20 protein-coding genes are annotated in these 17,347 nt (G+C 63.7%); 15 read left to right on the plus strand and 5 right to left on the minus strand.

The annotated features are described in order from the left end of the window. The first annotated feature begins 130 nt into the window (after window positions 1-130). The 4 genes from ACO07C_RS18465 (at window position 131) to ACO07C_RS18480 (ending at window position 3,653) form a co-directional block, all read left to right on the plus strand. Entirely contained in the window at window positions 131-1,522 is a 1,392-nt protein-coding gene (locus ACO07C_RS18465; protein ID WP_421915590.1) for a PLP-dependent aminotransferase family protein, read from the plus strand. A 165-nt stretch (window positions 1,523-1,687) separates the two neighbouring features. Next, a complete protein-coding gene (locus ACO07C_RS18470; protein ID WP_421917562.1) occupies window positions 1,688-2,131 on the plus strand; it encodes a DUF983 domain-containing protein in 444 nt (147 codons plus the stop codon). Window positions 2,132-2,197: 66 nt separating this feature from the next. Then, on the plus strand, window positions 2,198-3,019 hold the full coding sequence (locus ACO07C_RS18475) for a DNA polymerase beta superfamily protein (RefSeq protein ID WP_421915591.1): 822 nt from the start codon (window positions 2,198-2,200) through the stop codon (window positions 3,017-3,019). 4 nt (window positions 3,020-3,023) lie between these two features. Further along, window positions 3,024-3,653 (plus strand): YceH family protein, encoded by a 630-nt coding sequence (locus ACO07C_RS18480; protein WP_421915592.1) that lies wholly within the window; start codon window positions 3,024-3,026, stop codon window positions 3,651-3,653. A gap of 30 nt (window positions 3,654-3,683) precedes the next feature. On the opposite strand, the gene ACO07C_RS18485 is transcribed toward ACO07C_RS18480, so the two are convergent. Next, entirely contained in the window at window positions 3,684-3,836 is a 153-nt protein-coding gene (locus ACO07C_RS18485; RefSeq protein WP_421915593.1) for a hypothetical protein, read from the minus strand. Window positions 3,837-4,050: 214 nt separating this feature from the next. Then, window positions 4,051-4,476, minus strand: coding sequence for an OsmC family protein (locus ACO07C_RS18490; protein WP_421915594.1), 426 nt, complete (start codon window positions 4,474-4,476; stop codon window positions 4,051-4,053). Window positions 4,477-4,711: 235 nt separating this feature from the next. On the opposite strand from ACO07C_RS18490, the gene ACO07C_RS18495 reads away from it, so the two are divergent. After that, a complete protein-coding gene (locus ACO07C_RS18495; RefSeq protein ID WP_421915595.1) occupies window positions 4,712-4,930 on the plus strand; it encodes a hypothetical protein in 219 nt (72 codons plus the stop codon). A gap of 3 nt (window positions 4,931-4,933) precedes the next feature. Beyond that, window positions 4,934-5,290, plus strand: a complete 357-nt coding sequence (locus ACO07C_RS18500; protein ID WP_421915596.1) for a YciI family protein — start codon at window positions 4,934-4,936, stop codon at window positions 5,288-5,290. A 19-nt stretch (window positions 5,291-5,309) separates the two neighbouring features. On the opposite strand, the gene ACO07C_RS18505 is transcribed toward ACO07C_RS18500, so the two are convergent. Beyond that, complete coding sequence (locus tag ACO07C_RS18505) at window positions 5,310-6,560, minus strand: ubiquinone biosynthesis hydroxylase (protein ID WP_421915597.1); 1,251 nt, start codon at window positions 6,558-6,560, stop codon at window positions 5,310-5,312. Between the two features lie 99 nt (window positions 6,561-6,659). Here ACO07C_RS18505 and tesB point away from each other — a divergent pair, with 99 nt between their 5' ends. The 7 genes from tesB to ACO07C_RS18540 all read left to right on the plus strand — a co-directional run bounded on the left by tesB (window position 6,660) and on the right by ACO07C_RS18540 (window position 14,895). Next, window positions 6,660-7,520, plus strand: a complete 861-nt coding sequence (tesB, locus tag ACO07C_RS18510; RefSeq protein WP_421915598.1) for an acyl-CoA thioesterase II — start codon at window positions 6,660-6,662, stop codon at window positions 7,518-7,520. Between the two features lie 261 nt (window positions 7,521-7,781). Next, window positions 7,782-8,120 (plus strand): P-II family nitrogen regulator, encoded by a 339-nt coding sequence (locus ACO07C_RS18515; protein ID WP_421915599.1) that lies wholly within the window; start codon window positions 7,782-7,784, stop codon window positions 8,118-8,120. Window positions 8,121-8,151: 31 nt separating this feature from the next. After that, window positions 8,152-9,510: an ammonium transporter gene (locus tag ACO07C_RS18520; protein ID WP_421915600.1), complete on the plus strand. Its 1,359-nt coding sequence runs from the start codon at window positions 8,152-8,154 to the stop codon at window positions 9,508-9,510. A 314-nt stretch (window positions 9,511-9,824) separates the two neighbouring features. After that, the gene (locus tag ACO07C_RS18525; RefSeq protein WP_421915601.1) at window positions 9,825-10,103 is read left to right on the plus strand and encodes a hypothetical protein; all 279 of its coding nucleotides are present in this window, start codon (window positions 9,825-9,827) and stop codon (window positions 10,101-10,103) included. A gap of 206 nt (window positions 10,104-10,309) precedes the next feature. Further along, a complete protein-coding gene (locus tag ACO07C_RS18530; RefSeq protein WP_421915602.1) occupies window positions 10,310-12,964 on the plus strand; it encodes a DNA translocase FtsK in 2,655 nt (884 codons plus the stop codon). Between the two features lie 153 nt (window positions 12,965-13,117). After that, window positions 13,118-13,804: an outer membrane lipoprotein carrier protein LolA gene (locus tag ACO07C_RS18535; RefSeq protein WP_421915603.1), complete on the plus strand. Its 687-nt coding sequence runs from the start codon at window positions 13,118-13,120 to the stop codon at window positions 13,802-13,804. Window positions 13,805-14,088: 284 nt separating this feature from the next. After that, window positions 14,089-14,895, plus strand: a complete 807-nt coding sequence (locus ACO07C_RS18540) for an exodeoxyribonuclease III (RefSeq protein ID WP_421915605.1) — start codon at window positions 14,089-14,091, stop codon at window positions 14,893-14,895. A gap of 42 nt (window positions 14,896-14,937) precedes the next feature. Here ACO07C_RS18540 and ACO07C_RS18545 read toward each other — a convergent pair whose 3' ends face one another. Beyond that, the gene (locus ACO07C_RS18545) at window positions 14,938-15,390 is read right to left on the minus strand and encodes a cyclic nucleotide-binding domain-containing protein (protein ID WP_421915607.1); all 453 of its coding nucleotides are present in this window, start codon (window positions 15,388-15,390) and stop codon (window positions 14,938-14,940) included. A gap of 122 nt (window positions 15,391-15,512) precedes the next feature. Then, complete coding sequence (locus ACO07C_RS18550; RefSeq protein ID WP_421915608.1) at window positions 15,513-16,196, minus strand: response regulator transcription factor; 684 nt, start codon at window positions 16,194-16,196, stop codon at window positions 15,513-15,515. Window positions 16,197-16,340: 144 nt separating this feature from the next. Here ACO07C_RS18550 and ACO07C_RS18555 point away from each other — a divergent pair, with 144 nt between their 5' ends. Both ACO07C_RS18555 and ACO07C_RS18560 read left to right on the plus strand, forming a co-directional pair. Further along, entirely contained in the window at window positions 16,341-16,877 is a 537-nt protein-coding gene (locus ACO07C_RS18555) for a L,D-transpeptidase family protein (protein WP_421917563.1), read from the plus strand. Window positions 16,878-16,925: 48 nt separating this feature from the next. After that, window positions 16,926-17,222 carry a hypothetical protein gene (locus tag ACO07C_RS18560; RefSeq protein WP_421915609.1) on the plus strand — a complete coding sequence of 99 codons (297 nt, stop codon included), beginning with the start codon at window positions 16,926-16,928 and terminating at the stop codon, window positions 17,220-17,222. The last annotated feature ends 125 nt before the right edge of the window (window positions 17,223-17,347 follow it).

Consider the following 17,347-nt stretch of genomic DNA (forward strand, 5'->3'; position numbering starts at 1 on the left):
TGAGCCTCTTCGGGCGGCAAGCCCCGAATTGTTCATCGCGGGAGCGTTCCCGCAGTCGGCCTGTGGACGGTCCTTGCATTCGCCTATCGCAACATACAATATCCATACATTCGGATAGCGAGGCGAGACGATGGACGACAATCAGGCTTCATGGACACCGGTCATCCGCAAAGGCGAGGGGCCGGTCTACCTCGCCATTGCCGATGCCCTGTCGGCCGACATCGTGTCCGGCCGGCTGGCTGGCGGTTCCAGATTGCCGCCGCAGCGCACGCTGGCGGATGCCCTGGGGATCGATTTCACCACGGTCAGCCGCGCCTACGCGGAGGCGCGCAGGCGCGGCTTGATCGACGGGCGGGTCGGGCAGGGCACCTATGTGCGGGCAAGGCGACCGGTCGAGGCACGGGCTGCCTCGACCGGTCTTGTCGACATGAGCATGAACCTGCCGCCCCGGTTCGAGGATGCCGGACTGGTCGCGCGGATGTGGGATGGGATCGCCGATCTGCGGGCGGACGACGGACTGGGCCTGCTGTTGCGCTATCAGGAGGCCGGCGGAACCGGGCGTGACCGCGCCGGCGGCGCGCGCTGGCTTTCGGCGCGGCTCGGTTCGATTCCGGAGGAGCGGCTGCTGGTCTGCCCTGGAGCGCAGGGCGCGCTGCTGGCGCTCGTCGGCGTGCTGGCCGCACCGGGTGAGACGATCTGCACGGAAGCCCTGACCTACCCCGGCTTCCGATCGCTTGCCGCGCATCTCAGGATCAATCTCGTTGCGGTGCCGATCGACGAGCACGGACTTGTTCCCGAAGGATTCGAAGCGGCGTGCGCGCGACATCGGCCAAAAGCCCTCTACTGCACGCCCACCCTCCACAATCCGACGACGGCGACCCTGCCTCTTCAGCGTCGCGAGGCACTGATCGAGATTGCCCGCCGTCATCGGGTGCCCATCATCGAGGACGATGCCTATGGGGCGTTGCCGGCCAATCCCGTGCCGCCGCTGGCCGCTCTTGCGCCGGACCTCGTCTATCATGTCGCGGGCCTGGCGAAATGCCTGTCTCCAGCCTTGCGGATTGCCTATCTGGTGCTGCCGGACGGCCGCTCGGCGGCCAGGGTGGCGGGCGCCATAAGGGCGACCGCTTCCATGGCCTCTCCTTTGACGGCCGCCATCGCGACCCGCTGGATCGAGGATGGTACCGCCGACGCGGTACTTGCCGCGATCCGGGAGGAATCGCGCCGCCGTCAGCTCATCGCCTCCGCAATCCTGCCCGCCGGCTTCGGTCAGGCCGATCCGGAGGGCTTCCACGCCTGGCTTCGGCTGGCTGGGCCCTGGACACGGGGCGAGTTCACCGCGCGTCTTCGCTCGGCCGGCATCGGCGTGGTGGCAAGCGACGCCTTCGCCATCGCGTCGCCGCCGGAGGCTGTCCGCCTGGGACTTGGCGCGGCCGCGACCGAGGAGGAACTGCGTGACAGCCTGCGGATCGTCGCGGACCTTCTGTCTCAGTCGCCAGCCATATCGTCGATGGTGGTTTGATCTTGTAGGGATTGCCCTTGACAATGTATGCATATGAACCACATACATTGTGCAATCAATGGTGCTGCAAGGCCGGGCGAATTCCAGCCGTCGCATGCGGGCGAGTGACCGCGGAACGGCAATGGGTCTCGATCCAGGCGCCGCGGACAAGGACAAGGCAAAATGATTCAGGATCGCGAATGGGCTCCCATCTCACCGATTGAAACCGGCATACGGGGACGTTGTCCGCGCTGTGGCGAGGGGCACTTGTTCGAGGGCTTCCTGAAGCTGCGCAAGAAATGCGAAGTCTGCGGCCTCGACTATTCGTTCGCCGATCCCGCCGATGGCCCGGCGTTCTTCGTGATCTGCTTTGCATGCGTGCCGAGCGTTGCCCTGGCGCTCTGGATAGAGGTCCACTTCGAGGCGCCCTACTGGGTGCATCTCTTCACGACCTTGCCCTTCATGCTTCTGACCTGCATCCCGCCGCTGCGGCCGCTCAAGGGATGGCTGGTGGCCAGCCAGTATTTCTACAAGGCGGAGGAAGGCCGGATGGTAACGCCTTTGGTCCCGCCGGCATCCGCCGTGGCGGCGGGTTCGACGGCGACCCTGCCCGGCGACGGCAGGTCGTGACGAATGTCGCCGAAACCGAGAAGTTGAGGGTTGAACGGCGCGTCCAGCCACGGCTATAGGCATTGGATGACATCGCCGCTACCTGTTGATTTTTCGCCGGAGGCCGTCGCGGCGATCCGCGCACGCCTCGACTTGGCGCGAACCCAGGGCGTGGCGATCCTGTTTGCCATCGAAAGCGGCAGCCGTGCCTGGGGATTTCCCTCTCCCGACAGCGATTATGACTGTCGTTTCGTCTATATTCGATCCGTCTCCGATCATCTCGTGCTGGAGCAGCCGCGCGATGTCATCGAGTTCCCCATAGAAGGCGATATCGACGCCGGCGGCTGGGATTTGCGCAAGGCTTTGCTTCTGGCGCTCGGCGGAAACGCCGTTATCGTCGAATGGGCAAAATCGGCGATCGTCTATGAGGAGGTCGCCGGATTTCGGCGGCGCCTTCTCGATCTCCTGGCCGATATCGTTGATCCGGCAAGAGTATCGCGCCACTATCTCGGTCTGGCGCGATCGCATGTCGCCAAGACCGGCAGTTTCTCTGGCGAGGTCAAGTTGAAGAAGCTGTTCTATCTCATCCGCCCGCTGGTGGCGCTGGACTGGATGGAGCAGCATGGATTCGCGGCACTTCCTCCCATGAACCTTGTCGATTGTCTTGGCGAGATAGAGATGCCAGCCGGCGCCCGGGACCAGATCCGGCACCTGATCGACCAGAAAAGCCGGACGCGGGAGTTGGGGTCCGGTCTTATCCCCGCGGATATCGCCGGCTATCTGGAAGGGCGCTATGGTCACCACGAAATGAATCTGGCTGATCTGGTCAGGGATGAGGACCGGCAGTCGCGCAATCGTCAGCTGGCGACGGCGTTCTATCGCCGCGAGGCAGAGCTTTTTTCAGGGTAATCCAATGAGTGATGATCTTCCTCTTCTCTCCGCCATCGAAGCACGTGTGCTCGGCTGCCTGATCGAGAAGAAGGAGCTGACGCCGGACGTCTATCCGCTGACGCTCAACGCCGCGCATGCCGCGGCCAACCAGAAGACGGCGCGCGAGCCGGTGATGGCGTTGGAGATTCCGGAGGTTGGACGAGCATTCAGCCAACTCGAACAGAAAGGCCTGGTCAGGCAGGTCTTCGGATCGCGTGTCGAGCGCTACGAACATACCGTGGCCCAGCGCTTCTCGATGACCTCGCCGCAGATCGCGCTGGTCGGGCTGTTGTTGCTGCGCGGTCCCCAGACGGCGTATGAATTGCTGGCGCGGGCCGAGCGGATGGCCAAATTTTCCTCGATCGACGGTGTGCGCACCGAACTCGACCTTTTGACCAGCCGCAGGCCGCCGCTGGTTCAACTGCTCGAGCGCGCGCCCGGGCAGCGCGAGGAACGCTATGTCCATCTGCTGAGCGGGCAGCCGCAGGTGCAGCAGGCCGCCCTACCGGTCTACTCGGCCTCGCCAGCTTCAGATCTCGAAGCCCGCGTGCGGGCTCTCGAGGAAGAGATTGCAACGCTGCGCGCCCGCATCGATGCGATGACCAGCATCTGAACGCAGAGGGTCAGCCAGTCCGATTGGTTCTCAGGGTTGATGCTCCCCGGCGCGCGGCGGCTTCTTCATATCGCGGCGATCGGCGGTCGTCTTGCCCAGTGCGATCGACAGCAGGTAGACACGCGGATTGAAGCCCGCCGAGGCAAGCGCCGACAGCGTCTTGAACAATTGCAGATGAAACATCGAACCTCCTCGGTGGCGCTCCGGCTTTGGAAGCGCGCCGCAAACTAGGTGCGGCAAAGAGGGGAGGCTTGGACAAGACGGCCCCAAAGGCGGTCAGAACGGCCCTGCATCGACATTTCCGGGCGGCCTGGCGCTGCCAAGGGCGGGGCTTGGTGAGGGCAAACGACAAAACGCCGGCCCGAAGACCGGCGTTCGTCCGTGGTTGAGCGGCTTGTCAGACGAGCTTGGCGTCGAGCGAAACCTTGATGGCGCCGAGTGCCTTGGAAATTGGACATTCGGCCTTGGCCTTTTCGGCCAGTTCCTTGAATTTGGCGGCGTCGATGCCCGGCACCTTGCCGGTCAGCGTCAGGGCGCTGCCTGTAATGCCGGTTCCGGGGACCAGCGTAACCACCGCCTTGGCGTTGAGTTCGGCGGCTGGGGTCCCATTCTCGGCGAGGAAATGCGAAAGCTGCATGGCGTAGCAGCCGGCATGTGCCGCGGCGATCAGCTCTTCCGGGTTGGTGCCGGATTTGCCGCTTTCATCCTCGAAGCGCATCTTGAACGAGTAGGGTGCTGCCTTCAGCGCTCCGCTCTGGGTATCGAGCGTGCCTTTTCCCTCCGTCAGATTGCCCTTCCAGACGGCGTTTGCGGTGCGGTCCATGAATCTCTCCTTGGTTGTCGTGAGTGAGCCCATTGCTCGGCATCCGGTGAAACTATAGCGCGCGCCGGCACGAAGGCCACCCGGGGGGCGCGATGATGTTGCCCGGACAAAAATATCCCCGCGCCAAAATGTCGACTCGGGCCCGTCTCGCCCGTCCTGCGGGAGCCACGACAAGCGTGGCTGGCCAACCGCAAGCGTGGCTGGCCAACGGCAACGTGGCTGGATGGAGCGTCACATGGACATGCTGTTTTTTGCCTGCTGGGGAAGACCCGGCCGCAATGCCGGGAGCGCCGACTGGTGGCACCAGCCGTCGGCCGGCCCCGGCCGCTTGGTGGCGGCATTCGCGATCATCGCGGTCATGGTCGCGTTGCTCGACCAGGCCGCCTCGATCGATCATGGCAAGCCTGACACCTCCGTCGCCTCAGCCTATGATCCAGTCCAGAATAGGAGATAGACAATGCAATATATCTGCCTGGTTTACGGCGAAGAACAGCAGCTTCATGCGCTCACCGCGGAGGCTGGAGCCAAGCTCAACGCGGACTCCCTGGCCTATGACAGGGTGTTGCAGGCAAGCGGCCATCTGATTGTCGCCCAGGCGCTGCGGTCGGTGCGGACGTCAAAGCTGGTGCGACGGCGCAACGGCAAGAAGCTGGTGACCGATGGCCCCTTCGCCGAGACCAAGGAGCAGCTGCTCGGCTTCGTCATGGTCGAGGCTGCAAGTCTCGACGAAGCGTTGGAGATCGCCGCCGGAATCCCGCTGGCTGAAATGGGGTCGATCGAGGTGCGGGCGATCTACGACATACCGGAGTCCTGACGGACCCGACGCGGTCGGGTCAGATCGCCTCGCCCTTCAGCAGGCGCGGCGTTCCGCCGGAAAGCCCGGACGCCTGGCGGATGAAGAACGCCTTCAACTTCGGCATGCGCTCGACCAGGCCGAGTCCGATGTCGCGGACGGCGCGCAACGGGGCGATGTCGTTGGAAAACAGCCGGTTCAGGACATCGGTGGTGACGCCCATCTGCACGGTGTCGAAGCGCCGCCATTGCTGGTAACGCTCCAGCACATCGAGCGCGCCGATATCCTGGCCGAGCCGGTCTGCTTCGACAATCACTTCGGCCAGTGCCGCCACATCCTTGAAGCCGAGATTGAGGCCCTGGCCGGCAATCGGATGAATGCCATGCGCGGCATCGCCGGCCAAGGCGATGCGCGGCGCGACGAAGGCGCGCGCCAGGGTCAGGCCGAGCGGCCAGGCGCGCGGCGTATCGGCGACGCGGATCTCGCCAAGCTTCAAGCCGAAGCGTTGCTCGAGTTCGTGCTCGAAGACCAGATCGTCACCCGCAACCAGCCTTTCGGCGTCTTCCGCTCGCTCGACCCAGACGATCGACGAGCGGTTGGTGCCGTCCTTGTCCGGCTTCAGCGGCAGCGTGGCGAAGGGGCCGGCCGGCAGAAAATGCTCTTCGGCGCGGCCATTGTGCGGGCGCTCGTGCGCGACGGTGCAGACGATGCCGGACTGGCCGTATTCCCACTTAACGGTCTTGATGCCGGCCATGTCGCGCAGCTTCGAATTGACGCCGTCGGCGGCGACCAGCAGCCGTGCCTTCAGCGTCGCACCGTCGGCGAGATGCACGGTGATGCCGGCGCCATTGGTCTCGAAACCCTGCACCGCCATGCCTTCGATGATGTCGATGCCGAGTTCTTGCGCGCGGCGGCGCAAGGCGCCGTTCAATACTCTGTTGGCCACCATATGCGCAAAAGGCTCGCCGGGCGCGACCTCGCCATCGAAGGTCAGGAAGGCCGGACGCACCGGATCGGAGGTGCGCGAATCGGTCACGATCATTTCGGTGATCGCCTGGGCTTCCGAGCTGATTTCGGCCCAGACGCCGAGCTGATCGAGCATGCGGCAGGCGGCGGCGGCGATGGCCGAGGCGCGGCCGTCCTTCTGCCAGGCGCCGGCGGGCGCGGCGTCGACCAAGGCAATGCCAAGGCCGGGGCGCGCCTGTTTAAGGGACACGGCGGCGGCAAGGCCGACATAGCCTGCGCCGGCGACCAGAACGTCGAGGGTCTTTGCGTCCGTCTTGCGTTCCATCATCGTCAATCCCTTCGCGCCGAGCGGGTAATGCACCCTTGACGGCCCGTCCTTCGTGTCGGAAACCCGCCATAGCATCTTGCGGCGAGGTTACGAAACATGACGGCTGCCATCGACGAGCTTCTCGATATTCTCGACCTCGAGAAGCTGGAACACAATCTGTATCGTGGTCGCAGCCCCCAGGTCGAATGGCAGCGCGTGTTCGGCGGCCAGACGATCGCCCAGGCGCTGGTAGCGGCGCAGCGCACGGTCGAGCCCGACCGTTACGTCCATTCGCTGCATGGCTACTTCATGCGGCCCGGCGATATCAAGGTGCCGATCATCTACGAGGTCGACCGCATCCGAGACGGCGGCTCCTTCACCACGCGCCGGGTGCTGGCGATCCAGCATGGACAGGCGATCTTCTCGCTCGAGGCATCGTTCCAGGTCGACGAAAAGGGTCTCGAACACCAATTCACCCTGCCCGATGGCGTGCCGCCGCCGGAAGGGCTGCAGACACAGCGGCAGCTGCTCGAGAAGGCCGAGCACGTGCCGGAGGCCATCCGCCGCTTCTGGGCGCGGGAGCGGCCGCTGGAACTGAGGCCGGTCAATCTCGAACACTATGAGAGCCGCGACAAGCTGCCGCCCCGGCAGAATGTCTGGATCCGGCTCGCCGGGCTGGTTCCAGACGATCGCGCGCTGCAATCCGTTCTGCTTGCCTATCTTTCCGACATGACGCTGCTCGACACCTCGACCTTCGCGCACGGTCGCGGTCTTTTCGACCCCGACATCCAGGCGGCGAGCATCGACCACTCGATGTGGTTCCACAGGCCGCACAGGCTCGACGGCTGGCTGCTCTATGTCCAGGACAGCCCGTCGAGCTCCGGCTCTCGCGGTTTCAGCCGTGGCACGCTCTATGCCCGCGACGGAACGCTGATCGCCTCGGTTGCCCAGGAAGGGCTGATCCGGCTGCGGCGCTAGCGGGCATAACGCAGGGCCCCGCAGTACAAGCCTGCAAAATAAGCATTTCAAAAAAACTGCCTAATTTTTAGGCTGATGCTGTGCCGTGCTTGCCTGCAAGTGGTGGCGCCAGCAGGGCCATTCCCATTGTTTACAACAGGTTAACACCCTGCTTCGGCAACTGGCACGGAGCTTGAATCCTCGTGTGCACTCTCCGGCTCTCATTGGACTCGGTGAAGTCGTGCAAACGCGGGGGACCGCAACAGCAAAGGGTGAAACCTTATGAAAATCGTGATGGCAATCATCAAGCCGTTCAAGCTCGACGAGGTGCGCGAAGCGCTCACCGCCGTCGGCATACAGGGCCTGACCGTCACCGAAGTCAAAGGCTACGGGCGTCAGAAGGGGCATACGGAAATCTATCGCGGGGCGGAGTACGCGGTCAGTTTCCTGCCGAAGATCAAGATCGAAGTCGCCGTCAGCGTGGACCTGGTCGACAAGGCCGTCGAAGCGATCACCGCGGCGGCGAAGACCGGTCAGATCGGCGACGGCAAGATCTTCGTTTTCGGCATCGACCAGGCGGTGCGCATCCGCACCGGCGAAACAGACACCGACGCGCTTTGAGCGGCGAAAACGTATTCCAATGGAGAGTTCAATGAATATTCCTTCCACCTTGAAGACGACGGGACGGGCGGCCCTTCTGGGCTCGCTTGCTCTCGCAGCATTGGGCACGGTCGCCGCGTTCGCGCAGACGGTGGCTCCGGCAGCGACCGCTGCTGCTCCCGCGGCCGCCACGCCGACGCCTGTCCTTGACAGCGGCAACACCGCCTGGATGCTGACCTCGACGGCCCTCGTGCTGATGATGACCATTCCGGGCCTTGCGCTGTTCTACGGCGGCATGGTGCGCAAGAAGAACGTGCTCGCCACGGTCATGCAAAGCTTTGCCATCACCTGTCTGGTGACGGTGCTGTGGTTCATGTTCGGCTATTCGCTCGCGTTTTCCGACGGCGGCAGCTGGAACAACTATCTCGGCGGCTTCTCGAAATTCTTCCACCACGGCATCACGGTCTCGACGCTGTGGGCGCCCGGGGTCTCGAACATCCCTGAATTCGTCTTCTCGATGTTCCAGATGACATTCGCCATCATCACGCCCGCCCTCATCGCCGGCGCCTTCGCCGAACGCATGAAATTCTCGGCGCTGCTGATCTTCATGGCGCTGTGGCTGCTGGTCGTCTACGCGCCGATCGCGCACTGGGTATGGGGCGGCGGCTTCCTCGGCTCGGCAGGCGTTCTCGACTTCGCGGGCGGCACGGTCGTCCACATCAACGCCGGTGTTGCCGGCCTGGTCTGCGCGCTGGTTCTCGGAAAGCGTGAAGGCTACGGCACCACCAACATGGCGCCACATAACCTCGTCTACTCGGTCATCGGCGCTTCGCTGCTGTGGGTCGGCTGGTTCGGCTTCAACGCCGGTTCGGAACTGGCGGCCGACGGCCTTGCGGGCGCCGCCATGCTGAACACGCAGGTCGCCACCGCTGCCGCGGCGCTGGCCTGGATGTTCGCGGAATGGATCATCGCCAAGAAGCCTTCGGTGCTGGGCATCATTTCCGGTGCCGTCGCGGGCCTGGTCGCCGTGACGCCTGCTTCCGGCTTCGTCAACCCGACCGGCGCCTTCATCATCGGCATCCTTGCGGGCGTCATCTGCTACATCTCGGCGGTCAAGGTGAAGCACATCTTCGGCTATGACGACTCGCTCGATGCGTTCGGCGTGCATGGCGTCGGCGGTATCGTCGGTGCCCTGCTCACCGGCGCCCTCGCCGATCCGCTGATCAACCCGGCCGGCAAGGGCGGCTCGGTCGCCATCCAGCTCTACGGTATCGTCTTCACCATCCTGTGGACGGCGATCGCGACCTTCGTGATCCTCTACATCGTCAAGGCCCTGGTCGGCCTGCGCCCGACGACGCAGGAAGAAGTCGAAGGCCTCGACATCAGCCAGCATGGCGAAGTGGTGCCATAAGGCCTCCTTCGCCAAGGGGCCGGCGGAACCCTCCTCCCGCCGGTCCCTTGTCAATCGACGCAATTCCTGGAAACACCCCTGGAATTGCCCAGTAATCCCGTCGTGACGCTCCCGAAAGGTGCTCACGCATTGAGGCCCGGACCTGTCCGGGCCTCTTTTTTGCCGGGGGCAGTGCCGGCAACGCGCGTCCGATCACGTTCGCTTGATAAGTCATTTCATCGGGCGGCGCTGTGAAACATCGGCGGCATCGGTTCCGAACTGTGAGGGCGATCGTCGTTCGGCGCTCGTTCAAACAACAGGGAAGGAACCACACCATGAACATCAAGAATATCTGTCTGGGAGCGCTCGCTCTTTCCATGGTCGGCGGCGTGGCATTTGCCGGCGCTCTCGACGAACCTGACAACATGGCGCCGTTCTTCACCGATTCCGGCATGAAAACCATGAAGCCGATGGAAGAGTTCAAGACGGCCTTCATGGCCATGCCGAAGGAGAAGCAGGACGCCATGATGAAGGAATGCAACGACGCGGCGATGAGCAAGCCTCATGCCGAGTTCTGCGCCAATGTGCGAGCCCTTGGCGGTGCCAGCAAGTAACACGCCTCAGCCACATGAACGGATGGCGGGCCGCGGTGCCCGCCATTTTCATGAGGCGCCGGGTCCGCGAAATCTCCGTGCCGCGGGGACAGCTATCGGCGGCCTTATAGTTAATGCGCCCTTAACCTTCACGCGCTTAGTCTGACGTCCGAATCTGCCGGGGTGCGTCATGCGCCCTGGCCAGGCAATCACTGACGGGGAAGAGCATGCGTTCAGGGGCTTCAGCACCGCTCGCGCTGACCGATACGGGGCACGGCATCCAGGCATTCGCCCGGCGCCAGGTCGGTCGGCTGGTCGGCGCTGCGTTGTTCGCGTTTGTCGCCTTCGGAGTGGCAAGCCTCGCCACCTGGAATGTCGCCGACCCAAGTTTCTCCCACGCCACGGCCAATATCGTCACCAACGCGATGGGCTATCCGGGCGCGGTTTTCTCCGATCTCGCCATGCAGTTCTTCGGCCTGGCCGCCGTCGCGGCCCTGGTTCCGGCGGTGGTCTGGGGGTTCCTGCTGTTCACCGCCCGGGGCGTCGACAAGCTGCCGAAGCGTGGGTTCGGCTGGTTCGGCTTCGCGTTGCTTGCCGCCGCGATCGCCGGCTGCGTGGTGCCGCCCAAGACCTGGCCGTTGCCGACCGGCCTTGGCGGCGTGTTCGGCGACATGGTGCTCAAGATCCCCGGCCTCGCCATCGGCGGCTACCCGACAGGCATCATTGCCAGCATCATTGCGGTGCTCCTCGCGTCGCCCACCGTATGGCTGTTTGCCTATGGTGCGGCGCTGATTGCGCGCAAGAACGGCTTCGCGGTCCTCGAGCAGCCTGAAGCCGCCGACCCCCGCGACCAGGACGAGGTGCTGTTCGAACGTGACGAGGATGACGACAATGGGGGTATGCTGGCGCTTGGCGCGGTTACCCATTGGTGGTTGTCGCTGCGTGCCTATCTGCGCCGGCGTGCCGCGCGCCGCATGGAGGAAGACGGGCTCGAGCCCCAGATGGAGGCGCGGCCCAGCGCCTGGCGCCGCGCCGCCGAACGGGTCGAATCGGCGGAGTTCGCCGAATCGCGAATGAGCGCGGATGGCCGCGCCCGCGTCGAGCCGGAATTCTTCGCCGCCATGGTCAACGACCGCAGCGCTTCGATCGATCCCGACGATTCCGATGTCTTCGATGGCGAGGACGACGACGATTTCGCGCCCGAGCCCAGCCCGCGCCGCGCCGCGCCCACCGCGAAGGTCCAGCAGTTCCGCTCGGATGCCGCGACGCGCGTCGAGGCGCCCGCGCCCCGGCCAGCTCCTGGCGCCCGCGTCCAGCGCGAAGCGCAGACGTCGCTGATCGGCTCCGAGACGTTCGAGATGCCATCGCTGCATTTCCTGTCCGAACCGAAGAATGTCGTGCGCGATGCCAGCCTGTCCAAGGACGCGCTGGAACAGAATGCCCGCCTGCTCGAAGGCGTGCTGGAGGATTTCGGCGTCAAGGGCGAGATCATCGCCGTCCGCCCGGGTCCGGTCGTCACCCTCTATGAGCTGGAGCCGGCGCCCGGGATCAAATCGTCGCGGGTGATCGGCCTGTCCGACGATATTGCCCGCTCGATGAGCGCCATCGCCTGCCGTGTCGCGGTCGTGCCCGGCCGCAACGCCATCGGCATCGAACTGCCCAACGCCAAGCGCGAGACAGTGTATCTCAGGGAAATCCTGGCCAGCCGCGATTTCGAAACGACCAAGGCCAAGCTGGCGCTGGCGCTCGGCAAGACCATCAATGGCGAGGCCGTCATCGTCGACATCGCCAAGATGCCGCACGTGCTGGTCGCCGGCACCACCGGTTCGGGCAAGTCGGTCGCCATCAACACCATGATCCTGTCGCTGCTCTACAGGCTGAGGCCGGAAGAGTGCCGCCTGATCATGATCGACCCGAAAATGCTCGAACTCTCGGTCTATGACGGCATCCCCCATCTTCTGACTCCGGTCGTCACCGATCCGAAGAAGGCGGTGGTGGCGCTGAAATGGACCGTGCGCGAGATGGAGGACCGATACCGCAAGATGTCGAAGGTCGGCGTGCGCAACATCGACGGCTTCAATGCGCGCGTCAGCCAGGCGGACAAGAAGGGCGAGAAGATCTCGCGCACCGTGCAGACCGGCTTCGACCGGCAGACCGGCGAGGCGATCTACGAGACCGAGGACCTCGATCTCGAGCCGATGCCCTACATCGTCGTCATCATCGACGAAATGGCCGACCTGATGATGGTCGCCGGCAAGGACATCGAGGGCGCGGTGCAGCGCCTGGCGCAGATGGCGCGCGCGGCCGGCATCCATGTCATCATGGCGACGCAACGCCCGTCGGTCGACGTCATCACCGGCACGATCAAGGCCAATTTCCCGACCCGCATCTCCTTCCAGGTGACGTCGAAGATCGACAGCCGCACCATCCTGGGCGAGCAGGGCGCCGAGCAGCTGCTCGGCATGGGCGACATGCTCTATATGGCCGGCGGCGGCCGCATCCAGCGCGTGCACGGCCCCTTCGTGTCCGACGAGGAGGTGGAGAAGATCGTCGCCCATCTCAAGCTCCAGGGCGTGCCCGAATATCTCGACGCCATCACCGAGGATGATGGCGAGGACGAGGACGAGCCGTCGGGCAAGGCCGGCTCCGGCGGCGGTGGCGGCGGCAATTTCGAGGATTCCGACGATCCCTACGACCAGGCGGTTTCCGTCGTGCTGCGCGACGGCAAGGCTTCGACCAGCTACATCCAGCGCCGCCTCGGCATTGGCTATAACCGGGCCGCCTCGATCATCGAGAAGATGGAAAAGGAAGGCATTGTCGGGCCGGCCAATCATGCGGGAAAGCGCGAAATCCTGGTGCCGACGGAAGAGGACAAGTTCTGACGAGGCCCACGGGGTATAGGAGCGCGCGGAAAACGGAAACTTTGGCCTATTCCGTGCGTTGCTAGGAACAGGCTGTCGCGTGGCTGCCAAACTTCAGCCCTAGTGGGGGCTCATGCACCGACCCGCCTTACGAACCAGACGAAAGTGACCGGCATGAAAAACGACCTTCCCGCCACAGGCGATTTCACCCCGACCCGCCGCAGGCTGCTTGGCCTCGGCGTGATGGTAGCGGGCGCCGCCGCGCTTAACGTTGTGCCGGGCTTCCAGTTGCTGGCGTCGGCGCAAGCCGCGGTGCCCGCGGCGGCCCAGAAGATCGCGGACCATTTCTCTTCGGTCAAGACGATGAGCGGCGAGTTCGTTCAGTTCGGCCCCAAGGGTGAGCAGACCGGCGGCAAGTTCTTCCTGGAGCGGCCAGGCAAGATTCGCTTCAACTATGACGGGGCCTCGAATTTCAGGGTGATCTCGGACGGCACGTCGGTGGTCATCCTCAACAAGAAACTGAACACGTCCGACCTCTATCCCTTGTCGAAGACGCCGCTGAAGCTGCTGCTCGAGGACCGGATCGACCTCTCCGGCGACCGCGTCAAAAGCGTCAAGGAAGAGAACGACCTGACCACGATCCAGCTTGCGGACAAGAATGTCTTCGGCAATTCGAGGATCACCATGATGTTCGATCCGAAATCCTATGAACTGCGCCAGTGGACCATCACCGACGCGCAGGGCAAGGACACGACGGTGATGATCTTCAACGTCAAGGAAGGCGTGAGCTTCGCCGCCGACACCTTCGCCATCGACTACGCCGCCAACCGCGAGCTCAACACCAAAGGCTCCAACCGGTAAGCCGCCGCCTGGGCCAGGCGCCCAATCAGGCGCCTGGCCCACTGTCCCCTGCCCGTCGCTGTCCACGGCCGAAGTCGCCTTGTGCGACATGCATGGCGTCCGCGCGATAGTTGTGGAAAGTGCTGCCTTCGCGCCTCCTTTCGGGCATGGGGCGCCGTCAACGGCGCGGCGTAGCTTGTCTTTGCCGCGTGTGGCTGGCAGTTTCCCGGGCCAGCCTCTCAAAGGCGTCGCGCCCCTCCCAGGCCATCGGCCTGACGGGTGCCGCGCCACTTCGGATTCCGCCCATGCCCTTTTCCATCGCCACCTGGAACATCAATTCCGTTCGCCTGCGGATGCCCATCGTCGAGCGCCTGATCATCGAGCAGGCGCCGGACGTGCTCTGCCTGCAGGAGACCAAGGTTCCCGACGAACTGTTTCCCGAAAAGGCCTTCCGAAAGCTTGGCTATGAGCACATCGCCTTCCATGGCCAGAAGGGCTACCACGGCGTGGCGACAGTGGCGCGCAGGCCGATCGAAATCGTCGAAAAGCGCCGCTTCTGCGAGATCGAGGACAGCCGGCATTTGTCGGTCACGGTGCAAGCCGGCGACAAGACGATCCTGGTGCATAATTTCTACGTCCCGGCAGGCGGCGACGAGCCGGACCCGGTCATCAACAGGAAGTTCAAGCACAAGCTCGACTTCGTCGCCGAGATGAATGCCATCCGCGCCGAACATGATGAGGTGTCCGGCTCGATCCTGGTCGGCGACCTCAACATCGCGCCGCTGGAGCACGATGTCTGGTCGCACAAGCAACTGCTCAACGTTGTCAGCCACACGCCGGTCGAGACCGAAAACTTCGAGGCGATGCGCCTGGCCGGAAACTGGGTCGACCTGATGCGGCTGAACGTGCCGCCCGAAGAGAAGCTCTACACCTGGTGGAGCTATCGGGCGCAGGACTGGGAAGCGTCGAACCGCGGCCGGCGGCTCGACCATGTCTGGTCTTCGCCAAACCTGGTGCCGAGCTTTGCAGGCTATGAGATCCTGCGCCTCGCACGCGGCTGGGATCGCCCTTCGGACCACGTGCCGGTGATCGCGCGGTTCAACCTGGACTAGGGCAAGGCATACGTGTCGGCGCGGTTGGTTTTCCCTACTGCCCTAACTAAACCGCGGCGCCAGTTCCTCGATGCGGCGGATCATCGCCTGGAAGTCCTCGGAGATGCGCTGGTGCAGTTGGGCCGCAATCTCGGGATATTCCTCCAGGATGCGGCGGAACATCTTCCTGCTGAGCCGGATCACTTCCGAATCGTTCGCGGCCGAAGCGCTGGTCAGCCGCCTGGTGTCGGCGATCAATGCCAGTTCGCTCAGCATCGCGCCGGGACCGACGGTGCCGACCGGGATGCGCTCGCCATTGTGCTCGCGGTAGAGGACGATGAGACCACTGACGACGACATAGGCTGAATCGGCTTCGTCATCCTCACGGTAAAGCTTGCGGTCGGCCTGAAGCAGGGTTGTCTCGGCGCCGAAGGCGAGCAGGCGCAGCTGTTCCTGCGTGAAACCCTGGAAGAGCCCCACGGCGGACAGGATGCGGATATCGTCATCCAGCGCCATCTAACTATGTCCCCGAACCGACAGTCCGACTCCTCCTCTACGAGTTCGATCCAAGCCGCCCCAGCACCAGGATCGTACCCGAAAAGCGTCCCCGCCCGGCCGCCCATTGGATAATGAAATGTTTAAGGAACCAGCTTGTAGCCGCCGCTTTCTGTCACAAGAATTTCCGCATTGGAAGGATCGCGTTCGATCTTCTGGCGCAAGCGGTAGACATGGGTTTCCAGCGTGTGCGTGGTCACGCCCGAATTGTAGCCCCAGACTTCCTCGAGCAGCACGTCGCGCGTCACCACCTTCTGATCGGCGCGGTAGAGGTACTTGATGATCGAGGCCTCCTTTTCCGTCAGCCGCACCTTGCCGCCGCGCGCGTCGAGCAGCAGCTTCTGGCTCGGCTTGAAGGTGTAGGGGCCAACCGAAAAGGTCGCGTCCTCGCTTTGCTCGTGCTGGCGCAGCTGCGCGCGGATGCGCGCCAGCAAGACCGCGAAGCGGAACGGCTTCGTCACATAGTCGTTGGCGCCGGCCTCGAGGCCGAGGATGGTGTCCGAATCGGTGTCGTGACCGGTCAGCATGATGATGGGCGCCTTGTAGCCGCCCTTGCGCAGTATCTTCACCGCCTCGCGGCCATCCATGTCGGGCAAGCCGACATCCATGATCAACAGGTCGATGAGGCCGCCGCGCGCCGCGGTGACGCCTTTTGCCGCGGTTGATTCCTGCAAGACATCGAATTCCTCGTAGAGGGACAATTGCTCGACGAGGGTGCCGCGCAGGTCGTCATCGTCGTCGACGATCAGAATGGTGCGTGAAGTCATGGATCAATCCGTTGTTTTGAAAAGTAAATTCAGTTGACCGCTGCGTATTTATGCGGAAGCTGGCCGACACAATAGCCGATCACAGTGATTTGTTCCGTGGCACGATCATACAAGAAAAAACACGATCGCAATGCAGCCGGCGCAATTTTGCGAAAAGGACTGCGTTTGCTTACCGTGCGGGCCCGTCCCGGCCACCCCACGCAGGGGTTCCTGCAGGCCGGCGGGCTGGTGTTTCCATGCGCGCTCGGGCATGGCGGCATTTCGGCCGACAAGCGTGAAGGCGATGGCGCGACGCCGCTTGCGGCGATGCGGATCCTGTCAGGATATTTTCGGGGCGATCATTTCCCTGGGGGGCGTAGAACCCGCCTGGGGATGTCGCCTATCGGTCCCGAACTCGGCTGGTGCGAGGTGCCCGAGGACCGCAACTACAACCGTCCGGTGAAAATCCCCTATGGCGCCAGCCACGAACGGATGCTGCGCGACGACCCACTTTATGATGTCTGCCTTGTGCTCGACTGGAACATCTCGCCGCGCCGACGCGGGCGCGGGAGCGCCATCTTCTTCCATCTGGCGCGGCAGGGCTTCACGCCGACGCAAGGCTGCGTCGCGGTGAGCGCGCGCACCATGGCGCGGCTGCTGCCGCTGCTGTCGGATCGGACGGTGGTGAAGGTCGTGAGGTAGGCAGTAGGCAGTAGGCAGTAGGCAGTAGGCAGTAGGATTCTCTCTCCAATGCCTATTCCCTACTGCCCCTTACCTCCGAGGCCGCTGCCAGCCGATGTCGAGCAGGCCCAGGCGACCGATTTCCCGGTCAAGGGCGCGCGAGACGTCCTGCCTACGGGCGCCGATATCGCGCAACTGGCTGTCCGACAGATCCTCGACATCCTGTCGTGGAAGGCTGGCGGCAACCTTTGCCTGCCGAAGCCACTCAAACACCGCGTTCAGGCGGTTCGGCTGGACATTTCCAAGCCGCAGAGCGATGTGTGCCATGGTAACTTCCGTTTCATCCGGATATCAAATCCGGTTTGATAGTGGTTCGATTGCCTCATCATGATCGATTGAAATTCAAACGGGAAACGAGTAGTTCTTGCTCGATCATCAAGTTTCCTTTGAAGATAGAGGCACAGTGATCTCCCTTGGTTCGAGCCAGTTCT

The organism is Mesorhizobium sp. (assembly GCF_965229135.1).
GTDB lineage: Bacteria > Pseudomonadota > Alphaproteobacteria > Rhizobiales > Rhizobiaceae > Mesorhizobium.

Excerpts from the sequence above, each read along its gene's own strand:
- ACO07C_RS18540 (WP_421915605.1), top strand. The coding sequence starts at position 14,089 with ATGCCCTTTTCCATCGCCACCTGGAACATCAATTCCGTTCGCCTGCGG.
- ACO07C_RS18505 (WP_421915597.1), bottom strand. The coding sequence starts at position 6,560 with ATGGAACGCAAGACGGACGCAAAGACCCTCGACGTTCTGGTCGCCGGC.
- ACO07C_RS18530 (WP_421915602.1), top strand. The coding sequence starts at position 10,310 with ATGCGTTCAGGGGCTTCAGCACCGCTCGCGCTGACCGATACGGGGCAC.
- ACO07C_RS18500 (WP_421915596.1), top strand. The coding sequence starts at position 4,934 with ATGCAATATATCTGCCTGGTTTACGGCGAAGAACAGCAGCTTCATGCG.
- ACO07C_RS18560 (WP_421915609.1), top strand. The coding sequence starts at position 16,926 with ATGCCTATTCCCTACTGCCCCTTACCTCCGAGGCCGCTGCCAGCCGAT.
- ACO07C_RS18465 (WP_421915590.1), top strand. The coding sequence starts at position 131 with ATGGACGACAATCAGGCTTCATGGACACCGGTCATCCGCAAAGGCGAG.
- ACO07C_RS18545 (WP_421915607.1), bottom strand. The coding sequence starts at position 15,390 with ATGGCGCTGGATGACGATATCCGCATCCTGTCCGCCGTGGGGCTCTTC.
- ACO07C_RS18475 (WP_421915591.1), top strand. The coding sequence starts at position 2,198 with ATGACATCGCCGCTACCTGTTGATTTTTCGCCGGAGGCCGTCGCGGCG.
- ACO07C_RS18550 (WP_421915608.1), bottom strand. The coding sequence starts at position 16,196 with ATGACTTCACGCACCATTCTGATCGTCGACGACGATGACGACCTGCGC.
- ACO07C_RS18480 (WP_421915592.1), top strand. The coding sequence starts at position 3,024 with ATGAGTGATGATCTTCCTCTTCTCTCCGCCATCGAAGCACGTGTGCTC.
- ACO07C_RS18485 (WP_421915593.1), bottom strand. The coding sequence starts at position 3,836 with ATGTTTCATCTGCAATTGTTCAAGACGCTGTCGGCGCTTGCCTCGGCG.
- ACO07C_RS18515 (WP_421915599.1), top strand. The coding sequence starts at position 7,782 with ATGAAAATCGTGATGGCAATCATCAAGCCGTTCAAGCTCGACGAGGTG.
- ACO07C_RS18525 (WP_421915601.1), top strand. The coding sequence starts at position 9,825 with ATGAACATCAAGAATATCTGTCTGGGAGCGCTCGCTCTTTCCATGGTC.
- ACO07C_RS18490 (WP_421915594.1), bottom strand. The coding sequence starts at position 4,476 with ATGGACCGCACCGCAAACGCCGTCTGGAAGGGCAATCTGACGGAGGGA.
- ACO07C_RS18520 (WP_421915600.1), top strand. The coding sequence starts at position 8,152 with ATGAATATTCCTTCCACCTTGAAGACGACGGGACGGGCGGCCCTTCTG.
- ACO07C_RS18495 (WP_421915595.1), top strand. The coding sequence starts at position 4,712 with ATGGACATGCTGTTTTTTGCCTGCTGGGGAAGACCCGGCCGCAATGCC.
- tesB (WP_421915598.1), top strand. The coding sequence starts at position 6,660 with ATGACGGCTGCCATCGACGAGCTTCTCGATATTCTCGACCTCGAGAAG.
- ACO07C_RS18535 (WP_421915603.1), top strand. The coding sequence starts at position 13,118 with ATGAAAAACGACCTTCCCGCCACAGGCGATTTCACCCCGACCCGCCGC.